This window comes from Citrobacter sp. MGH 55 (assembly GCF_016906145.1).
GTDB lineage: Bacteria > Pseudomonadota > Gammaproteobacteria > Enterobacterales > Enterobacteriaceae > Citrobacter_A > Citrobacter_A amalonaticus.
Window position 1 is genome coordinate 3,596,322 of sequence record NZ_CP070239.1, and the last position, 17,453, is coordinate 3,613,774.

Sequence of the window (17,453 nt, forward strand, 5' to 3'; positions counted from 1 at the left end):
CTGCGAATGGCACAAATCTGTCAATTTCCCCGAACAGGGGATTTTTCGGTTATGATTGTGACACTTATCCGTTAAAGAGGTGTTCATGCTGTCGATTGCAAAGCGTACTGCGGCTGGCGCGGGATTGTTGTTGATTATGCCCGTTACCGTGTGGGTGTCCGGCTGGAGCTGGCAACCGGGGCAGGATACCGGATGGCTAAAAGCGATGTACTGGATAACCGAAACGGTCACTCAGCCGTGGGGTATCATCACACATGTTATTCTCTGTGGCTGGTTCTTCTGGTGTTTGCGCTTTCGTCTTAAAGCAGCGGTAATGCTTTTTACTATTCTGGCGGGGGCGATCCTGCTAGGTCAGGGCGTCAAGTCGTGGGTGAAAGAGCGGGTACAGGAACCGCGTCCTTTCGTGATATGGCTGGAAAAAACGCATCATATCCCGGTTGATGAGTTCTACACTTTAAAACGTAAGGATCGCAGCGACCTGGTGAAGGAGCAACTTGCCACCCAGCAGGCTATTCCCCACTTTTTACGCCAACACTGGCAAAAAGAGACCGGGTTTGCGTTTCCGTCAGGTCACACGATGTTTGCGGCAAGCTGGGCGCTGCTCGCTGTCGGCTTATTGTGGCCGCGACGCCGGACGGTGACGATTGCCATTTTACTGGTGTGGGCGACGGGCGTGATGGGCAGTCGTTTGCTGCTCGGCATGCACTGGCCGCGCGATCTGGTGGTCGCGACGCTGATTTCATGGGCGCTGGTGACGCTGGCGACCTGGCTTGCACAGCGGTTCTGCGGGTCTTTGACGCCGCCGCCAGAAGAAAGGCAGGAGATTGCTGAACGTGAGCAAAACCGCTGACCAGGGTTGATTTTGACTGGTTTACCCTTAAATCATCCAATAGCTGACTGCTTTCCCATTTCGCACACGCCGTGAAAATGGTAATTTAAAAGGCTAAATGCGGTAAGTTGAACACGATTTATTCGCTTAAACCACATAACGGGAAGTAATGTGAAATATTTACTCATTTTCTTACTGGTGTTGGCGATATTTGTTATCTCGGTAACATTGGGTGCGCAGAACGATCAACAGGTGACCTTTAATTACCTGTTGGCTCAAGGCGAGTATCGTATCTCAACCTTGTTGGCCGTTTTGTTCGCTGCGGGTTTCGCCATTGGTTGGTTGATCTGCGGTCTTTTCTGGCTGCGGGTTCGTGTTTCTCTGGTGCGTGCTGAACGTAAAATTAAACGACTGGAAAACCAACTCTCGCCTGCGACAGACGTTGTGGTGACGTCTGGTACGTCGGTCGCGAAGGAATAATCGTTTATGCTGGAGTTGTTGTTTCTGCTTTTACCTGTTGCTGCCGCCTATGGCTGGTATATGGGTCGCAGAAGTGCGCAACAAACAAAACAGGATGAAGCTAACCGCCTGTCCCGCGATTACGTCGCGGGGGTTAACTTCCTCCTGAGCAACCAACAAGATAAAGCGGTGGATCTGTTCCTCGATATGTTGAAAGAGGATACCGGCACCGTTGAGGCTCATCTCACCCTCGGAAACCTGTTCCGCTCTCGCGGCGAAGTCGACCGCGCCATCCGTATTCACCAGACTCTTATGGAAAGCGCCTCGCTGACCTATGAACAGCGGCTGCTGGCGGTTCAGCAGTTAGGCCGTGATTACATGGCCGCCGGGCTGTATGACCGGGCGGAGGATATGTTTAATCAGCTTACTGATGAAACGGAGTTTCGCGTAGGCGCGTTGCAGCAACTGTTGCAGATCTATCAAGCGACCAGTGACTGGCAGAAGGCCATTGAGGTTGCCGAGCGACTGGTCAAACTGGGTAAAGATAAACAGCGTATCGAAATCGCCCATTTTTACTGCGAACTGGCGTTGCAACAGATGGGCAGCGACGATATGGATCGCGCCATGGCACTGCTGAAAAAAGGGGCCGCGGCGGATAAAAATAGCGCCAGGGTTTCTATCATGATGGGCCGCGTCTGGATGGCGAAGGGCGATTACGCGAAGGCCGTTGAATGTCTCCAGCGGGTGATTTCCCAGGATAAAGAACTGGTCAGCGAAACGCTGGAAATGCTCCAGACCTGCTATCAACAGCTAGGTAAAAATGATGAATGGGCGGAATTCCTGCGCCGTGCGGTAGAAGAAAATACCGGCGCGGCCGCAGAACTGATGCTGGCCGATATTCTCGAAGCGCGCGAAGGGACGGAGACCGCGCAGGTGTATATTACCCGTCAGCTCCAGCGTCATCCGACGATGCGCGTATTCCATAAGCTGATGGATTATCACCTTAACGAAGCCGAAGAGGGCCGTGCAAAAGAGAGCCTGATGGTGCTGCGTGATATGGTGGGCGAGCAGGTGCGTAGCAAGCCGCGCTACCGCTGCTCTAAATGCGGTTTTACCGCGTATACCCTGTACTGGCACTGTCCATCCTGCCGTGCCTGGTCAACGATTAAGCCAATTCGTGGACTTGATGGATTGTAATTTTTAAAAAAAATCCCGCTTTAGTTACAACATACTAATGGTTTTGTCCACTTCCTCACGTTGGCATCGGCGCCACATCGCCTGTCAGTTGTGTAATCGCGTCTGTTAATTTTTGCGCCTGACAGGTAGAATGCACGCCGTTTACCCATTTGCCCCCTTAGCAAGAAGGCCTGGTTATGACGTTAACTGCTTCATCTTCTCCCCGCGCTGCTACCGATTCTCCCGTCGTCGTTGCTCTCGATTATAATAACCGTGATAGCGCCCTGGCGTTTGTCGACCGAATCGACCCGCGCGACTGCCGTCTGAAAGTTGGCAAAGAGATGTTCACGCTGTTCGGACCTCAACTGGTTCGCGATCTCCAGCAGCGTGGCTTTGATATCTTTCTGGATCTGAAATTCCATGATATCCCGAACACCGCCGCTCATGCGGTGGCTGCCGCAGCGGATCTTGGCGTCTGGATGGTCAATGTCCATGCGTCGGGTGGGGCGAGAATGATGACCGCCGCCCGTGAAGCGCTGGTGCCGTTTGGTAAAGATGCGCCGCTGTTAATCGCGGTCACCGTGTTGACCAGTATGGAAGCCAGCGATCTGGCGGATATCGGCGTGACACTGTCACCTGCTGAGCACGCCGAGCGCCTGGCGGCATTGACGCAAAAATGTGGTCTGGATGGTGTGGTCTGTTCGGCTCAGGAAGCGGTGCGCTTTAAGCAGGCATTTGGCCGTGATTTCAAACTGGTTACCCCGGGTATCCGACCGCAGGGCAGCGCCGCTGGCGATCAGCGGCGGATTATGACCCCTGAGCAGGCACTGGCGGCGGGTGTTGATTATATGGTCATTGGCCGTCCGGTGACGCAGTCTGACGATCCGGCGCAGACGCTGAAGGCCATCAATGCGTCACTGAAGCGGGAGGCGTAATGAGCGATTCCAACAGCCGTCTGGTTTATTCGACGGAGAGTGGGCGGATTGATGAACCTAAAGCCGCGCCCGAACGCCCTAAGGGCGACGGGATTGTCCGTATCCAGCGCCAGACCAGCGGGCGCAAGGGGAAAGGCGTGTGCCTGATTACTGGTATTGATCTGGATGACGGCGAACTCAGCAAACTGGCTGCGGAACTAAAGAAAAAATGTGGCTGCGGTGGGGCTGTCAAAGATGGCGTAATTGAAATTCAGGGCGATAAGCGCGATTTAATTAAGTCACTACTGGAAGCTCGCGGCCTGAAAGTGAAACTGGCAGGCGGTTAACGAAAAAGCCACGATATAAATATCGTGGCTTTTATTGTTACCGCTAAATAAACTGTGTAGTGCAGACCAGAAAAAAATAATCGTATTATTATATCGAGCCGGACAACCGTAGATTATTTACGATTATTTACCTACCTGGTGGCCGATAATACCACCGACAGCGGCACCACCCAGCGTACCCAGTGTGCTACCATCCGTTAAGACAGCGCCACCTAATGCACCCGCACCCGCACCAATAGCGGTGTTACGATCACGTTTAGACCAGTTAGAACAGGCGCTCAGGGACATTGCCAGGGCAATCGCCAGCACGGCGGCGGTCATTTTTTTGCTCGTTACAAACATAATACTTTCTCCTGAATTAACGATTCACGGAAGTAAGCTCTCTTTAACTATAGTTAAAATATCGGTCATTAAAGAGGGCATCCGTGAAACCTTAGTGCGCAGGGTAATATCACGCAGGTGATAGTCACTTCCTGTTATATCGCTAATAGTAATTTTACGACTTTCGCCTGTGAACAACAGGTAAATAGTCTTAATTCGGGAGTCAGAATAGTCTCAGAGCGCAAATGATCTGCGATGAGCAAATCATTTGCGGATATTTTACTCAGCGTCGACGATATTAACGGTCAGACCACGCTGTTCCATCAGCTCCCGGTCACTGGCGCTAATTCTGGCATCGGTGATCACACGGCTAAACCGCTCGATAGGGCCAAGGGTGTAGGGATGGACCGCGCCGAATTTTGAACTGTCGGTCAGGACAATGGCTTCCGAACCTTTCTCCAGCACGGCATTGACCACATCAGCACGCATCATGTCGCGCCCCGTGAATCCCGTTTCGGTCTGCCAGCCATCAATGCCGATAAACGCCTTACTGAAGTGGACCTGCTGAATAAACTGGCGAGTCAGCGGTCCCACCATGCTTTCGCTTTTTTTCTGATAAATACCGCCAAGCAGGATCACTTCGCAGGGCGTCTCTTTTAGCAGGTGCGCAATGTAACTGCTGACCGTGATGATGGTGACGTCCTTTTGTTCCGCCAGCGTTCTTGCCAGCAGGGCATTGCTACTGCCATTTTCAATGAATACCGACTCGCCAGGGCTGACCAGCGACGCCGCAAACTCGGCAAGCTGACGCTTCAGGGTGTAGTTGGTCATCATCCTGGTTTCCACATCTTCGCTATCCAGCGAAACGGCGAAACCGTGCGCGCGGCGCAGAAAGCTCTGCTTCTCGAGGGTATTCAGATCCTGTCGAATGGTAACTTCAGAAACGCCAGTGATTTTGGCCAGTTCAGAGACGCTCATCTGGCCTTTATCAATGACCATTTGCAAAATTTTTTGTTGTCGGGAGTTCATAGCGTTAGTTTTTATAGCGGTAATGATACCGCGAGATTAAACACATGCGGCGGTGTGGCATCCAGGCGACACAAGCCGCGCGCGAAAAATTTAGATCTCCCACGGTGCCCGGGGCTTGTTCGCCGCTGATATGGCGTCATCCTGCACCTTACTCAACAATTCCGCCTTCAGAATTTCGAGATTATGGATGGCGGAGTGGACATCACCGGCCACCAGGATATCAAGCACGGTATCAATACGCTCGGCAACCCGTTTAGCATCGATATCAGACATGGGGGGATCCTTGGTCAAAGTATGAAAGAATTTAATGATGCAAAAAATGGCGGCAAAAGAGAAGGGAAAATTCAGCCAGACCTGAACCTTTGGGGAATATTATATATTCCGCGATTACAGACAGATATGAATAGGGCGAAAAGCGAAACTTCCCGTTTCGCCCGGATGATCATATTGCTGTCTTAGCGCTTTTTCTTGTTGAGGTAACGTTTGTACCAGCGCTCAAACGCAACGGCAGGCATCGGTTTGGCAAATAAAAAACCTTGTCGCTCATTGACGCCGTTTTTCGTCAGAAAAGCATCCTCTTTGGCGCTCTCCACACCTTCGGCAATCACCTGGAGATTCAAAGCCTGTGCCACGGCGACGATCGCGCGCACCATCGATTGTGACACCGACTTTTTGTGAATGTCGCGGACAAAAATCTGATCCAGCTTAATGGCATCAATTGGGAAACGCGTCAGTTGCGAAAGCGAGGAATAACCGGTACCAAAGTCATCCAGGTGCACCTGAGCGCCAAGCTGGCTAAACTGCTGAATGACGGATAGCGCAAGTTCTTCGTTCTCAATCAGGCAACGCTCCGTCAGCTCGACATCAATAGGGCAATATTCGAAATTGAGCTCGCGCAATACGCGCTTCAGATCGGTGAAAATCGTTTGATCAGCCAGTTGCCGGGCAGAGATGTTAACCGCCACGCGCAGGTTTATGCCTTTATCCCGCCATTTCGCGACCTGGCGTATAACATCGAGGATCACCCAGCGGCCGAGCGGCACAATCAGCCCGGACTCTTCAGCGTATGAGATGAACTCCAGCGGAGGGATAAGCCCACGTTCAGGGGACTGCCAACGCACCAGCGCCTCAAGGCCGCGGACTTCACCTCGCCAGGTCACTTTCGGCTGATAGTGAATCAGTAACTGATCGTTTTCCAGCGCTTTGCGCAGGTTGGTGTCCAGCCACAGGTATTCGAATACCCGCTCGTTCATTTCTGGCGAGAAGACGCAGAACTGACCACGTCCGCCTTCTTTGGCGGTGTACATTGCAGTATCCGCATTGCGGATCAGGTTGCTGCTGTCCTCGCCGTGCTGAGGTGCCATCGCGATACCGACAGAACAGCCGGTATAGACTTCTATGAGGCCGATACGAAAGGGCTGGCGCAATCGGGTGAGGATCCGCGAGGCGACCGCCTCAAGCGAGCTCTGAGACGTCTGGCTGGCAAGCACAATAAACTCGTCACCGCCGAGACGTGCCAGCAGTTGATTCTCTTCCAGACAGCTCAGGAGGGCTAACGATACCGCCTGCAAAAGCTGATCGCCAAACATATGACCATAGGCATCGTTCACCTTCTTGAAGTTATCCAGGTCGAGATAAACAATACCCACCTGACTGTCGCCAGCCTGTTCGATGGCCTCGTTGATCAGTTCATGGATAGCGTTGCGGTTTGGCAACCCGGTAATCGTGTCGGTATTCGCCAGCACGCGCAACCTTTCCTGCGCACGTCGTTCTTCCGTGATGTCCGTACCGGAACAGATCAGGTAGATTTCGTTTTTACCGCTGCCGCTGTGGACAAATTTATTGCGAAACAGAAACAGACGCTGTCCCTTGCGGGTCTTTACCCAGCGTTCCATTTCATACGAATTGCCGTTGCGAAAGAAGCCGCTGATGTTGCGACGCGAAGCGGCGGCTTCCCGACGGCTCATGAAGAGTTTAAAGACGCTCTGTCCAATCACTTCCTGCTCTTTCAAGCCGGTGTACTCTTCACACAGTCGATTGAAGCGCTGAATGTTACCCCGACTGTCGAGGATCACAATCGCCGAGTTGGCTTCTGTCACTACCTGTTCAGCAAATGAGAGTCCCTTGACCAGGTCACGCGCAACAGAAGGGGTGTCGTGCCAGGCCGACGCACTGCCAGCCCATTCATGTTTGTTAATTTTGCGGCCTACCAGGTGCACCGGGACATCGTTGTCTTCAAAGGGGAGTGTCATCATTAGACCGGAGGTGATGACGGTCATTTCACGGATCCGTTCGGCTTGCTCGGGCGCAAGCTCAACGCTCTCCACTCGGTCGGTCGCTTCGGTGACGGACAAATGCAGGGTGTTGGAATCTTCTGACAAACGCCAGTAAGGCGCGTGAGTACCCAAAAAGCTATACAACGTTGTGGACTCCAGACTGTCTTTCATCATGAACACCCTCCCGCTTAAAGCACAAACAACCCTGAATGGAAGGGATTAGCCAGCGTTAATTAAAAATTACGGTAGCTGAACATCTTGTTTTGTTTATGTATTTATTTGTAATTCAGAACCGGGAAAAAGCATAGGCGCTGTAGAAAATATATCCGGCTGACAGTCAGAGTGTAGTGAGAGAATGGCGATTTGGGGGAAAGAAAACGGCCTTTCCTGAAAAGAAAAGGCCGTTACTGGGCAGGTCGTCAGGCGGCAGGACGGGCGATGATGCTGCGGGTTTCCATCCGCACTTCGGCGATGGTGACATCAATCACATCCGTCACTTTATAGACGGTTTCACCTTTGATCTGGATGGTGCCGCTCTCCTGGCTGCAAACCAGTTCATCGCGCACCGCATGCAGGAATGGCGCAGGGATAAAGGCTACCGCGCCGTTATCCACCAGACGTACACGCATCCCGCCACGGCTGACATCAGTGATTTCCGCCGAGAAGCGCGTATCCGTGCCCGCTTTATCACTCAGGAAGCGGGCATATAACCAGTCGCCAACATCGCGTTCCGCCATGCGGTTCAGGCGACGACGCTCAGCCATCTGTACGGTGATCTCTTCCTGCGGACGGTTAATGGTTTCACCTTTGATGACGGCTTTCAGCAGGCGATGGTTGATCATATCGCCATACTTACGAATCGGTGAAGTCCAGGTGGCGTAAGCCTCCAGACCCAGCCCGTAGTGCGGACCCGGCTCAATGCTGATTTCCGCAAAAGACTGGAAGCGACGAATACGGCTGTCGAGGAAACCCGACGGTTGCGCATCCAGTTCACGACGCAGCTTGCAGAAGCCTTCCAGAGTTAATACTTCTTCGGCGTTCACATGCATTCCGTGAGATTGCAGCAGCGCGGCCAGCGCATCGGCATTGGCCGGGTCAAAGCCCAGGTGAACGTTGTAAATGCCAAAGCCGAGTTTGTCGCGCAGCACGCGTGCGGCGCAGATGTTGGCCGCAATCATGGATTCCTCGACAATCCGGTTCGCGATGCGACGCGGTTCTGCGACGATATCGAGCACTTCACCTTTTTCGCCGAGAATGAAGCGGTAGTCTGGGCGATCTTTAAACACCAGCGCATGCTGATGACGCCACTCACCACGGCTCAGGCAGATACGCTGTAGCAGTCGGATCTGCCGGGCGATGTCTTCACTTTCAGGCTGCCAGCGACCGCTGTTTTCCAGCCAGTCAGAGACGTTGTCATAAGCCAGTTTTGCTTTTGACTCAATGGTGGCAGCGAAGAACGTGATGTCATTTTCAATGGTGCCATCAGCGGCAATGGTCATGCGACAGGCGAGCACCGGGCGCACTTCATTGGCGCGCAGCGAGCAGAGGTCGTCAGACAGTTCGCGTGGCAACATTGGAATGTTGAAGCCCGGCAGATAGTTAGTGAACGCCCGGATTTTCGCGGCGTTATCCAGTTTGCTGCCTTCGGCGATCCAGGCGGTAGGATCGGCAATCGCCACGGTCAGTTGCAATTTGCCGTCAGCCAGTTCTTCGGCATACAGCGCATCGTCCATATCTTCCGTGCTGGCGCTATCGATAGTAACGAAATTCAGCGCCGTCAGATCCTGACGTTCCAGCCCTTCATCCAGCATTTCCGTCGCTACGCCATCCGGCGCTTCTTTTTCAAGATTATGCCGCGCCAGGGTGACCCACCAGGGGACGAAGTGGTCGTCGGCAAACGTGATGAACTGGGTTAATTCGGCGAAGAAGGTGCGATCGCCTTTGAGCGGATGACGGCGCATTTCAGCAACGGCCCAGTCACCCTCTTTAAATTCATGCTCCACACCGCGAGCGGCGCGGCAGGGAATGGCGTCTTTCAACAGCGGGTGATCCGGCACGATGGACAGGCGATCGTTCTTACCCTGTACTTTACCGACAAAGCGGGTCAGGAACGGCTCAACCAGCTCTTCCGGCTCCGCAGATTCGCGATCTTTTTCAGTGTGGATGACGGCGATGATACGGTCGCCATGCATCACTTTTTTCATCTGCGGCGGTGGAATGAAATAACTTTTTTGCGCATCGACTTCCAGGAAGCCAAAGCCTTTTTCCGTGGCTTTTACCACCCCTTCAGCACGTGGCGTCTGGGAATGCAGTTGCTGTTTAAGCTGCGCTAGCAGCGGGTTGTCCTGAAACATATTTGTCTATTTTCGTGGCCATAAGAGCGGCTGACAGTTTTACGCGAAAGTACCTGATGCGGCAAGCGCTCTTTATGGCAATGAAAGGGTTAATGTGTCTCGCCCAGCGCGATTTTCAGACGATTCAGCCATCCGCATAACCCCGACCAGGCCAGCAGGTTGATTGCCTGTTCAACGGAGGTACAGGACTCGCTGAACGGGTTGAACTGCGCGGCACTAAAACGATCGGGGGCACGCGTCAACAATTGTATCGCCTGGAACAGCGGGCGCTCAACCGGCTGCTGTTGTTCCCGGCGTTCTATTTCGTGTTCGCTCTGGCGCAGTAAGTCGGCGATTTCCACTGACGTCGCCTGCTGGTTAAAGCAGCTTGCACTGCCGTTAATTCGCGATGTCAGTAGTGTGGTGAAATTGTGCGCGGGGGACTCAATGGACAATGTGCTTTTAAGCAGGGTACCGAGCAGCGTAAGCAGCGTCGGTTGATGAACCAGATTAGGAGCGATGGGCTGAAGGGCGGCGATTGGCTGATAACACGACAGACACTCCAACTGTTCCGCCGTTGCGTAGCGCAGTTCGACCTGCTCGTGCGCCGAATGCCAGGTGGCATCGGGTTGCTGAAACAGGGATACGTCGGCGAATGATTGCGTGTCCAGACCTGGCACCCAGCGTACCGGTTGCCCCAGCCATGCCTGAAACGTAGCGACGACACGCGCCTGAAAACCGACATAGCCGATGATTTGGTTCATCAATGCGATATCCCACGCAGAAAGGCCAACATCGCATAAATGCTGGCGCGCGCGGTTATCAATCACTGAGGGTGAACTGGCGAGCTGGCGCGCGTACTGAGTAATCTGTGCCAGCCGGTGATTACTTTCACGCGACGAATCCGGGCCGGGAAGCGGCGTCAAACGGGCGGCATAGTGGTTGCAAAGCCGCTGAACACCATACACCTGGGCGACCGTCAACGCGGTACTCATGCGTTCATAGGCGCTGAAGGTATGTAGGCGGTTCAATAAAACGGTGTCAGGGAACAGTTCATGAGCAAGCTGGCGGGCCGGTTGCAGCCAGGACTGAAAGGGTAAAAGCGCATCTTCAGGGATCACCAAATCCAACAGAAAGCGGTCTTCAACGTGTGCGGCTTCGGGCACCAGCGGCAACACGTCCTGCGGACCGGTGCTGGACTGGGTTTCATGATACCAGTGGCTTTTGCCGTTGAATCGGCGTTGTTCCATGGGCGTTCCTTGGTCTGTATGTGGCGACCCGGACACGTCGTCGTCGAATCACGCCGGATCGTTCTCGCTGCTTTATCCTGGCGTAAGCGGGGGAAGGGATGAAAGATTGTTGCGTGATAACAAAGATCAAAAAGCTATATTGCTGGGAAGAGTTAAGAGCATGGGCGGCAGGGCGCCGCCCACGGGGGAAGCCGGCACGATTATTTCAGTTCCAGTTCGTTCATTGCAGCGATACTGAATCCGCCGTCAACGTGAACCACTTCGCCAGAGATACCGCCGGACAGATCGGAGCACAGGAAGGCTGCTGAGTTGCCCACATCTTCAATAGTCACGGTACGACGAATCGGGGTCACCGCTTCGCAATGCGCCAGCATTTTACGGAAATCTTTGATGCCGGAGGCGGCCAGAGTCCGGATCGGACCGGCAGAGATGGCGTTAACACGTACACCTTCCGGACCCATCGCGTTCGCCATATACCGAACGTTCGCTTCCAGAGACGCTTTTGCCAGACCCATTACGTTGTAGTTCGGGATCGCGCGCTCAGCGCCCAGATAGGAAAGTGTCAGCAGGGCAGAACCCGGATTCAGCATAGAACGGCAGGCTTTCGCCATTGCCACAAAGCTGTAGGAGCTGATGTCGTGAGCGATTTTAAAGCCTTCGCGGGTGACCGCGTTCACGTAGTCGCCGTCCAGCTGATCGCCAGGGGCAAAACCGATCGAATGAACGAAACCGTCAAATTTCGGCCAGGCTTTGGCCAGCTCTGCGAACAGGGTGTCGATGCTTTCATCTTCTGCAACATCGCATTGCAGAACGATGTCTGAACCCAGTTGAGCAGCAAATTCTTCCACACGGCCTTTCAGTTTATCGTTCTGGTAGGTGAATGCCAGTTCCGCACCTTCGCGGTGCATCGCCTGAGCGATACCCCAGGCGATGGACAGTTTGCTGGCAAGACCGGTCACCAGAATACGCTTACCGGAAAGAAAACCCATAGCTTAAATCCTTATGTGAATGTTGTGGCGACCGGCCTCGGTTAGGGGGCCAGATGCCGTTAAAGCGCGGTCATTCTAACATGTGACATCGGGCGATCGAGTCCGACCACAACCGGAGAGCGGTTAACGGTCTTTTCGCCAGGCATCGGCCGTTAGCGCTTCGCCAAAATGACCGGCGATTAATCGTTTTGTCAGTTCATGCAGCGGAGAGGCCAGTACATCGGCGGTACTGCCGCGTTCGACGACTTCCCCCTGATGCATCACCAGAACCTGATCGCTAATGTGTTTCATCATGCCAAGATGCTGGGTGACGTAGATATAAGAGATACCCTGTTTCTCCTGCAATTCCAGCATCAGGTTGATTAACTGCGAGCGCATCGACATATCGAGCGACGCCAGCGCTTCATCGGCAATAATGACTTTCGGGCGCAGTATCATCGCGCGGGCGAGTCCCAGACGCTGTTTTTGTCCTGGCGCCAGCATATGCGGATAATAGCTGACATGATCGGGCAGCAGTCCTACCATCCGCATGGTCTCAATAATCTGCTTGCGTCGCTGTTCCGGCTCAAGGTCGGTATTCAGGCGCAACGGAAAATCGAGGATTTGCGAAATACGCTGACGCGGGTTCAACGAGGTCGACGGGTCCTGGAAAATCATGCGAATGCGCTGACTGCGAAACGAATAATCACCAAATTCGAGCGGATGATCGTCAATCAGTAACTCGCCGCTGGTTGGTTCAACCATTCCTGCCAGCATTTTGGCCAGCGTGGATTTGCCGGAACCGTTCTCGCCGATGATGGCCAGCGTCTGTCGCTCACGGAGGGTAAAGCTCAGCGGTTTTACGGCTTCTACGGTCTGACGGCGAAACCAGCCTGTCCGGTAGCGGAAGGTTTTACTCAGATTGCGGACTTCAAGTAAGGTCTCAACCATCTCACTCTCTCTCCATGTTGAGGGGGAAATGACAGGCGTAGAGATGATTTTTCGCTCCGGTCAGACGCGGCGTTTCTATACATTCGCGCTGTGCGTAAGGACAGCGTGGCCCAAGACGGCAACCGATGGGCAATTGTTCCAGCAAAGGGATGGCTCCGGGCATGGTGTTCAGACGACTTTTGTGCGGCATGGCGCTACCAAAGTCAGGAATAGCGCGGATCAGCGCCTGGGTGTATGGGTGATGGGGCGTCGTCACCAGCTCTTTACTCGGCGCGGTTTCCACCGTCTGACCACAGTACAACACGTTAATCTTATCCGCCCACTGGCTGAGCATCTGCAGGTCATGGCTGATCAGCAAAATGGTAGTATTGCTGTTCTGATTCAGGCGCGTCAGCAGGCGGAAGATCTGCGCCTGAGTGGTCGGCTCCATCGCGTTGGTCGGCTCATCCGCAATCAACAGTCGCGGTTGATTCGCCAGCGCAATGGCAATCATGACTTTCTGACATTCACCGTCGGTCAGTTCATACGGGAAGCTGCGCATGGCGTCTTTATGATCTTTAATCCCCACGCGGTGCAGCAGTTCAATGGCGCGACGTTTCCGCCAGCCAATACGCTGCCACCAGCGGCCTTTGTACGTCCATGCTGGAATGTTTTGCATCAACTGGCGACCCACGCGCTCGGACGGATCCAGACACGACTGCGGCTCCTGGAAAATCATCGAAACGTTATGTCCCACCAGTTTACGTCGCTCACGCGGCGAAAGGCGCAGCAGGTCGATATCGTCAAAACGCATCCGGTCGGCGGTGACGCGCCAGTTATCTTTGGCAACGCCGCAGATGGCTTTGGCAATCAGGCTCTTACCGGAGCCGGATTCACCCACCAACCCACGAATTTCCCCTTCGCTTAAGGTCATGCTGACGCGGTCGACGGCTTTGACCCACTCTTCACCGGCCTTAAATTCAATGGTCAGGTTGCGGATATCCAGTAATGGCATTATTCCACCCCCGCAATGATAGCGCGGCGAACACCGTCACCCAGCAGGTTGACCAGCAGGACGCTGATCATGATGGCCGCACCGGGCAGCATCACCGTCCACGGCGCAACGTAAATCAGCTCCAGCGCATCGCCCAGCATCGCACCCCATTCGGGAGAGGGGAGCTGCGCGCCAAGATCGAGAAAACCGAGCGCGGCAATATCCAGTATCGCCATCGACAGCGCGCGGGTGATTTCGGTGATCAGTCCTGCGGTAATGTTGGGCAATATGGCGAACCAGAGGATGTTCAGCGTCGAGGCGCCATCAAGACGCGCCGCGATGACGTACTCTTTTTCCAGTTCGTCATGCACCATGCTGTAGACCGAACGGACCATGCGTGGCAACAGCGCCAACCAGACGGCAAACATGGCATGGGTTAAATGCGGCCCGGCGAAGGCGACAACGATAATCGCCAGCAGCAGAGACGGAATCGACAGCAGCGTATCGAGAATATGATTCAGCACGGCAGAACGCAGACCGTGCGTTGCTCCGGCGACCACGCCGAGAAACAGCCCGCACAGCGTTGCGGCGAGCGTAACGACAAACGCGCCGCCCACGGTGGGGGCTGCGCCGCTGAGCAGTCGGCTCAGGACGTCGCGTCCCAGATCGTCAGTACCGAGGAAGAAAGAGACTTCGCCATAGCGTGACCAGGAGGGCGGCAGCAACTGATAGCCAAGGAACTGCTGATCGATGCCATACGGCGCAAACCAGTTGCCGAACAGGCACAGTACCACCAGCCCTGCACAGCCGTACAAGCCAACCATTGCTGTAGTATCGCCATAAAATTTGCGCCATGCGGTGCGCAGCGTACCTGGCGGGCGCTTTTCGCTATAAACGCTATCGTAAGGCATACCATTCCTTATGTTTCAGAGGGTTAGCCATAGCACCCAAAATATCGGAAATCACGTTGACGATGATGACCAGCGAACCAATGACCATCACGCCTGCGGATATCGCTGCGTAGTCCTGCTGACGGATGGCGTTAATCAACCAACGACCGAGACCAGGCCAGCTAAAGACCATCTCGGTGATCATTGCCAGCGTCAGCATCGTTGAGAATTGCAGGCCCAGGCGGGGGATCACCGGCGGTAAGGCGTTATGCAGTACATGGCGGCGCAGGATCGTAAATCGTGACAAACCGCGCGTGGCCGCAGCTTTCACGTAGTTCTGATCAAACACCTCAATGGTACTGATACGCATCAGGCGAATCACTTCTGTGGTCGGCGCAACCGCCAGCGTCAGCACCGGCAACACCATATGGCGCACGGCGCTCATCACCATCTCATCCCGCCAGGGAGAGTCAGAGATCCACGCATCGACAATAGCCAGACCGGTGACCGGTTTCACTTCGTAAAGCAGATCGAATCGGCCCGACACCGGCAGCCAGCCGAGAGTCAGGGAAAAGAAAAGGGTCAGCAGCAGCGCCAGCCAGAACACGGGGATTGAAAATCCGAGCAGGGCGAGGGCGCTGATCAAGCGGTCCTGCCACTTGTTGCGGGTAATGCCCGCCAGCATACCCACCGGAATCCCCACCATTAGCGCAAAGCCGAACGCCAGCGTGCATAGCTCCATCGTGGCCGGGAACACCTCTTTGAGCTGTTCAGTGATAAGCTGTCCGTTGATGCTGGAGACGCCAAAGTCCCAGTGGATGAGGCCATTGAACCAGAACACCCAGGCATTCCACAACGATGCGCCTTGTAGCGGCGCATGCGGCGTAAAATAGCTCAGACTGAAGCCGATAAAGGTCAGAAAAAACAGCGTGACCATCAGCAACAGCAAACGACGCAAGGTGAAGATAATCATGGTTTTTTCACCTCATCGTTTTTTTCGCGCGACACGCCGGCGAAAGAGGCATTACCAAATGGGCTCAACACCAGGCCTTTAATGTCATACCGATAGGCCTGCAGGCGCAGTGACGAGGCGAGCGGCAGGATGGGCAACTCTTTAGCGAGAATGTTTTGCGCTTCATCATACGCATCAATACGCGCAGAAAGCTGCTGAGAAGAGAGCGCTTTGCGCAGCACGTTGTCGAACTCCGGGTTGCACCAGTGGGCGAAGTTAGTCTGTGAATTGATGGCCGCGCAGCTGAGCAACGGGCGGAAGAAACTGTCCGGATCGTTACTGTCGGTTGCCCAGCCGGACAACGTCAGATCATGGTTCATGTCCATCAACCGCGCCTCCTGGAAACGACCTTCAACCGGTACAATCACCACGTTCACCCCAACCTGCGCCATATCCGCCTGGATAAGTTCAGCGGTTTTCAGCGGGCTCGGGTTCCACGCCTGTGAACTGGTCGGCACCCACAGGCGCAGCGTCAGATTCTCCAGCCCCAGCGCTTTGAGTTGCTCACGAGATTTGGCCGGATTGTATTCTGTTATTTTAGCCTCGTTATCATAGGCCCACGAGGCGCGAGGTAAAATAGAGGCCGCCGTTTCTGCCGTGCCGTAATAGATAGATTGCATCAGACGCTGGTTATTGATGGACAGCGCCAGCGCGTGGCGAACCGCCGGATTATTCAGCGGAGGCTTGTCGGTATTAAACGCCAGGTAGGCGATGTTCATCCCCGGACGCAAGGTCAGGCGCAGGCGTGGATCGTCACGCAGGATCGTCAACTGGCTGGCGGCGGGCCAGGCCAGCACGTCACATTCGCCGGTAAGCAGTTTCGATAAACGTCCGGTTCCGCCGGATCCCAGATCCACCACCACCTGCGGCATCAGCGGCTTGCCCCGCCAGAATTTGTCATGACGTTGCAGGCGGATGTATTGTCCGGCGCGATACTCGGAAAGCTGGAACGGGCCGGTGCCAACCGGCTGGCGGTCAAGCTGTTCCTGGCGATCCTGTTTTGTCAGTTGATCAGCATACTCCGCCGACATCACGGACGCATAGTGGGTTGCGAGGTGCCATAAGAAAGAGGCGTCCGGTTTCGTCAGGCGAAATTCCACGGTGTGACTGTCGAGCTTACGCACGCTCTGCACGTTATCGGCGAACTGCAGACTGTCGAAATAGGGGAAATTGCCGCCGTTGACGTTATGCCACGGATGGTTGCGATCAAAGATGCGCTGAAAGGTAAAAACCACGTCATCGGCATTCAGTTTACGCGTAGGCGTAAACCAGTCCGTTTTCTGAAACGCCACGTCGCGGCGCAGATGGAAGCGGTAAGTGGCGCCGTTATCCAGCACTTCCCAGCTTTCCGCCAGTTCCGGGACCAGACGATAAGTATAGGGATCGACATCCAGCAGCCGATCATAGAGCTGGGCGGCGAGCGTGTCGACTATCAGCCCGCTGCTCACTTTTTGCGGATTGAAGGTGTTAACCTGCCCATTCACGCAATAGACAAAGCCGCTGTCACGAATATCTTCACGCGGGGCGGTTTCAGGCGCAGCAGTAGCCTGCCCACTCAGAAGTCCAGCCATCACGATCAGAGACGATAAAACCAGGCGCATAATTTTTAAGGTTTTTAGGTACGATTTGCAAAGTGTATCGCACTATCGCCCGCGAGGTACAAATGTCTGCGGGCAACTGGCGTAAATATGCGCAATCAGGGGGTGGGACGCGCTAAATCTGATC

General features: G+C 54.4%; 17 protein-coding genes. 5 read left to right on the forward strand and 12 right to left on the reverse strand.

The features are described 5' to 3' along the window. Positions 1 to 85: 85 nt before the first annotated feature. From pgpB to yciH, 5 genes are all read left to right on the forward strand, one after another. Positions 86 to 850: a phosphatidylglycerophosphatase B gene (gene pgpB, locus JTI98_RS14680; RefSeq protein ID WP_216081423.1), complete on the forward strand. Its 765-nt coding sequence runs from the start codon at positions 86 to 88 to the stop codon at positions 848 to 850. A 150-nt stretch (positions 851 to 1,000) separates the two neighbouring features. Beyond that, positions 1,001 to 1,309: a LapA family protein gene (locus JTI98_RS14685; RefSeq protein ID WP_042318731.1), complete on the forward strand. Its 309-nt coding sequence runs from the start codon at positions 1,001 to 1,003 to the stop codon at positions 1,307 to 1,309. A gap of 6 nt (positions 1,310 to 1,315) precedes the next feature. After that, positions 1,316 to 2,485: a lipopolysaccharide assembly protein LapB gene (lapB, locus tag JTI98_RS14690; RefSeq protein ID WP_043000540.1), complete on the forward strand. Its 1,170-nt coding sequence runs from the start codon at positions 1,316 to 1,318 to the stop codon at positions 2,483 to 2,485. Between the two features lie 176 nt (positions 2,486 to 2,661). Continuing rightward, positions 2,662 to 3,399, forward strand: coding sequence for an orotidine-5'-phosphate decarboxylase (pyrF, locus tag JTI98_RS14695; RefSeq protein ID WP_043000541.1), 738 nt, complete (start codon positions 2,662 to 2,664; stop codon positions 3,397 to 3,399). After that, a complete protein-coding gene (gene yciH, locus JTI98_RS14700; protein ID WP_043000542.1) occupies positions 3,399 to 3,725 on the forward strand; it encodes a stress response translation initiation inhibitor YciH in 327 nt (108 codons plus the stop codon). Before pyrF ends, yciH begins: the two co-directional genes overlap by 1 nt. A 123-nt stretch (positions 3,726 to 3,848) precedes the next feature. Here the strand turns inward: yciH and osmB are convergent, their stop codons facing one another. The 12 genes from osmB to sapA form a co-directional block, all read right to left on the reverse strand. Further along, positions 3,849 to 4,067 (reverse strand): osmotically-inducible lipoprotein OsmB, encoded by a 219-nt coding sequence (osmB, locus tag JTI98_RS14705; RefSeq protein ID WP_042318738.1) that lies wholly within the window; start codon positions 4,065 to 4,067, stop codon positions 3,849 to 3,851. 258 nt (positions 4,068 to 4,325) lie between these two features. Then, a complete protein-coding gene (locus tag JTI98_RS14710) occupies positions 4,326 to 5,075 on the reverse strand; it encodes a DNA-binding transcriptional regulator YciT (protein ID WP_058588131.1) in 750 nt (249 codons plus the stop codon). Positions 5,076 to 5,165: 90 nt separating this feature from the next. Next, positions 5,166 to 5,348 (reverse strand): hypothetical protein, encoded by a 183-nt coding sequence (locus JTI98_RS14715; protein WP_044257733.1) that lies wholly within the window; start codon positions 5,346 to 5,348, stop codon positions 5,166 to 5,168. Positions 5,349 to 5,530: 182 nt separating this feature from the next. Next, positions 5,531 to 7,522, reverse strand: coding sequence for a cyclic di-GMP phosphodiesterase (gene pdeR, locus JTI98_RS14720; RefSeq protein ID WP_044327773.1), 1,992 nt, complete (start codon positions 7,520 to 7,522; stop codon positions 5,531 to 5,533). A gap of 248 nt (positions 7,523 to 7,770) precedes the next feature. Then, positions 7,771 to 9,705, reverse strand: coding sequence for an exoribonuclease II (locus JTI98_RS14725; RefSeq protein WP_216081424.1), 1,935 nt, complete (start codon positions 9,703 to 9,705; stop codon positions 7,771 to 7,773). Positions 9,706 to 9,794: 89 nt separating this feature from the next. Then, complete coding sequence (locus JTI98_RS14730) at positions 9,795 to 10,934, reverse strand: carboxymuconolactone decarboxylase family protein (protein WP_216081425.1); 1,140 nt, start codon at positions 10,932 to 10,934, stop codon at positions 9,795 to 9,797. Positions 10,935 to 11,134: 200 nt separating this feature from the next. After that, positions 11,135 to 11,923, reverse strand: coding sequence for an enoyl-ACP reductase FabI (gene fabI, locus JTI98_RS14735; protein ID WP_043000547.1), 789 nt, complete (start codon positions 11,921 to 11,923; stop codon positions 11,135 to 11,137). Positions 11,924 to 12,046: 123 nt separating this feature from the next. Continuing rightward, positions 12,047 to 12,853, reverse strand: coding sequence for a peptide ABC transporter ATP-binding protein SapF (gene sapF / locus JTI98_RS14740; RefSeq protein WP_043000548.1), 807 nt, complete (start codon positions 12,851 to 12,853; stop codon positions 12,047 to 12,049). A gap of 1 nt (position 12,854) precedes the next feature. Continuing rightward, the gene (sapD, locus tag JTI98_RS14745) at positions 12,855 to 13,847 is read right to left on the reverse strand and encodes a peptide ABC transporter ATP-binding protein SapD (protein WP_043000549.1); all 993 of its coding nucleotides are present in this window, start codon (positions 13,845 to 13,847) and stop codon (positions 12,855 to 12,857) included. Further along, on the reverse strand, positions 13,847 to 14,737 hold the full coding sequence (gene sapC / locus JTI98_RS14750) for a peptide ABC transporter permease SapC (protein ID WP_043000550.1): 891 nt from the start codon (positions 14,735 to 14,737) through the stop codon (positions 13,847 to 13,849). Before sapC ends, sapD begins: the two co-directional genes overlap by 1 nt. Then, on the reverse strand, positions 14,724 to 15,689 hold the full coding sequence (sapB, locus tag JTI98_RS14755) for a peptide ABC transporter permease SapB (protein WP_043000551.1): 966 nt from the start codon (positions 15,687 to 15,689) through the stop codon (positions 14,724 to 14,726). Before sapB ends, sapC begins: the two co-directional genes overlap by 14 nt. After that, a complete protein-coding gene (sapA, locus tag JTI98_RS14760; RefSeq protein ID WP_044257738.1) occupies positions 15,686 to 17,329 on the reverse strand; it encodes an ABC transporter substrate-binding protein SapA in 1,644 nt (547 codons plus the stop codon). Before sapA ends, sapB begins: the two co-directional genes overlap by 4 nt. Positions 17,330 to 17,453 lie beyond the last annotated feature (124 nt).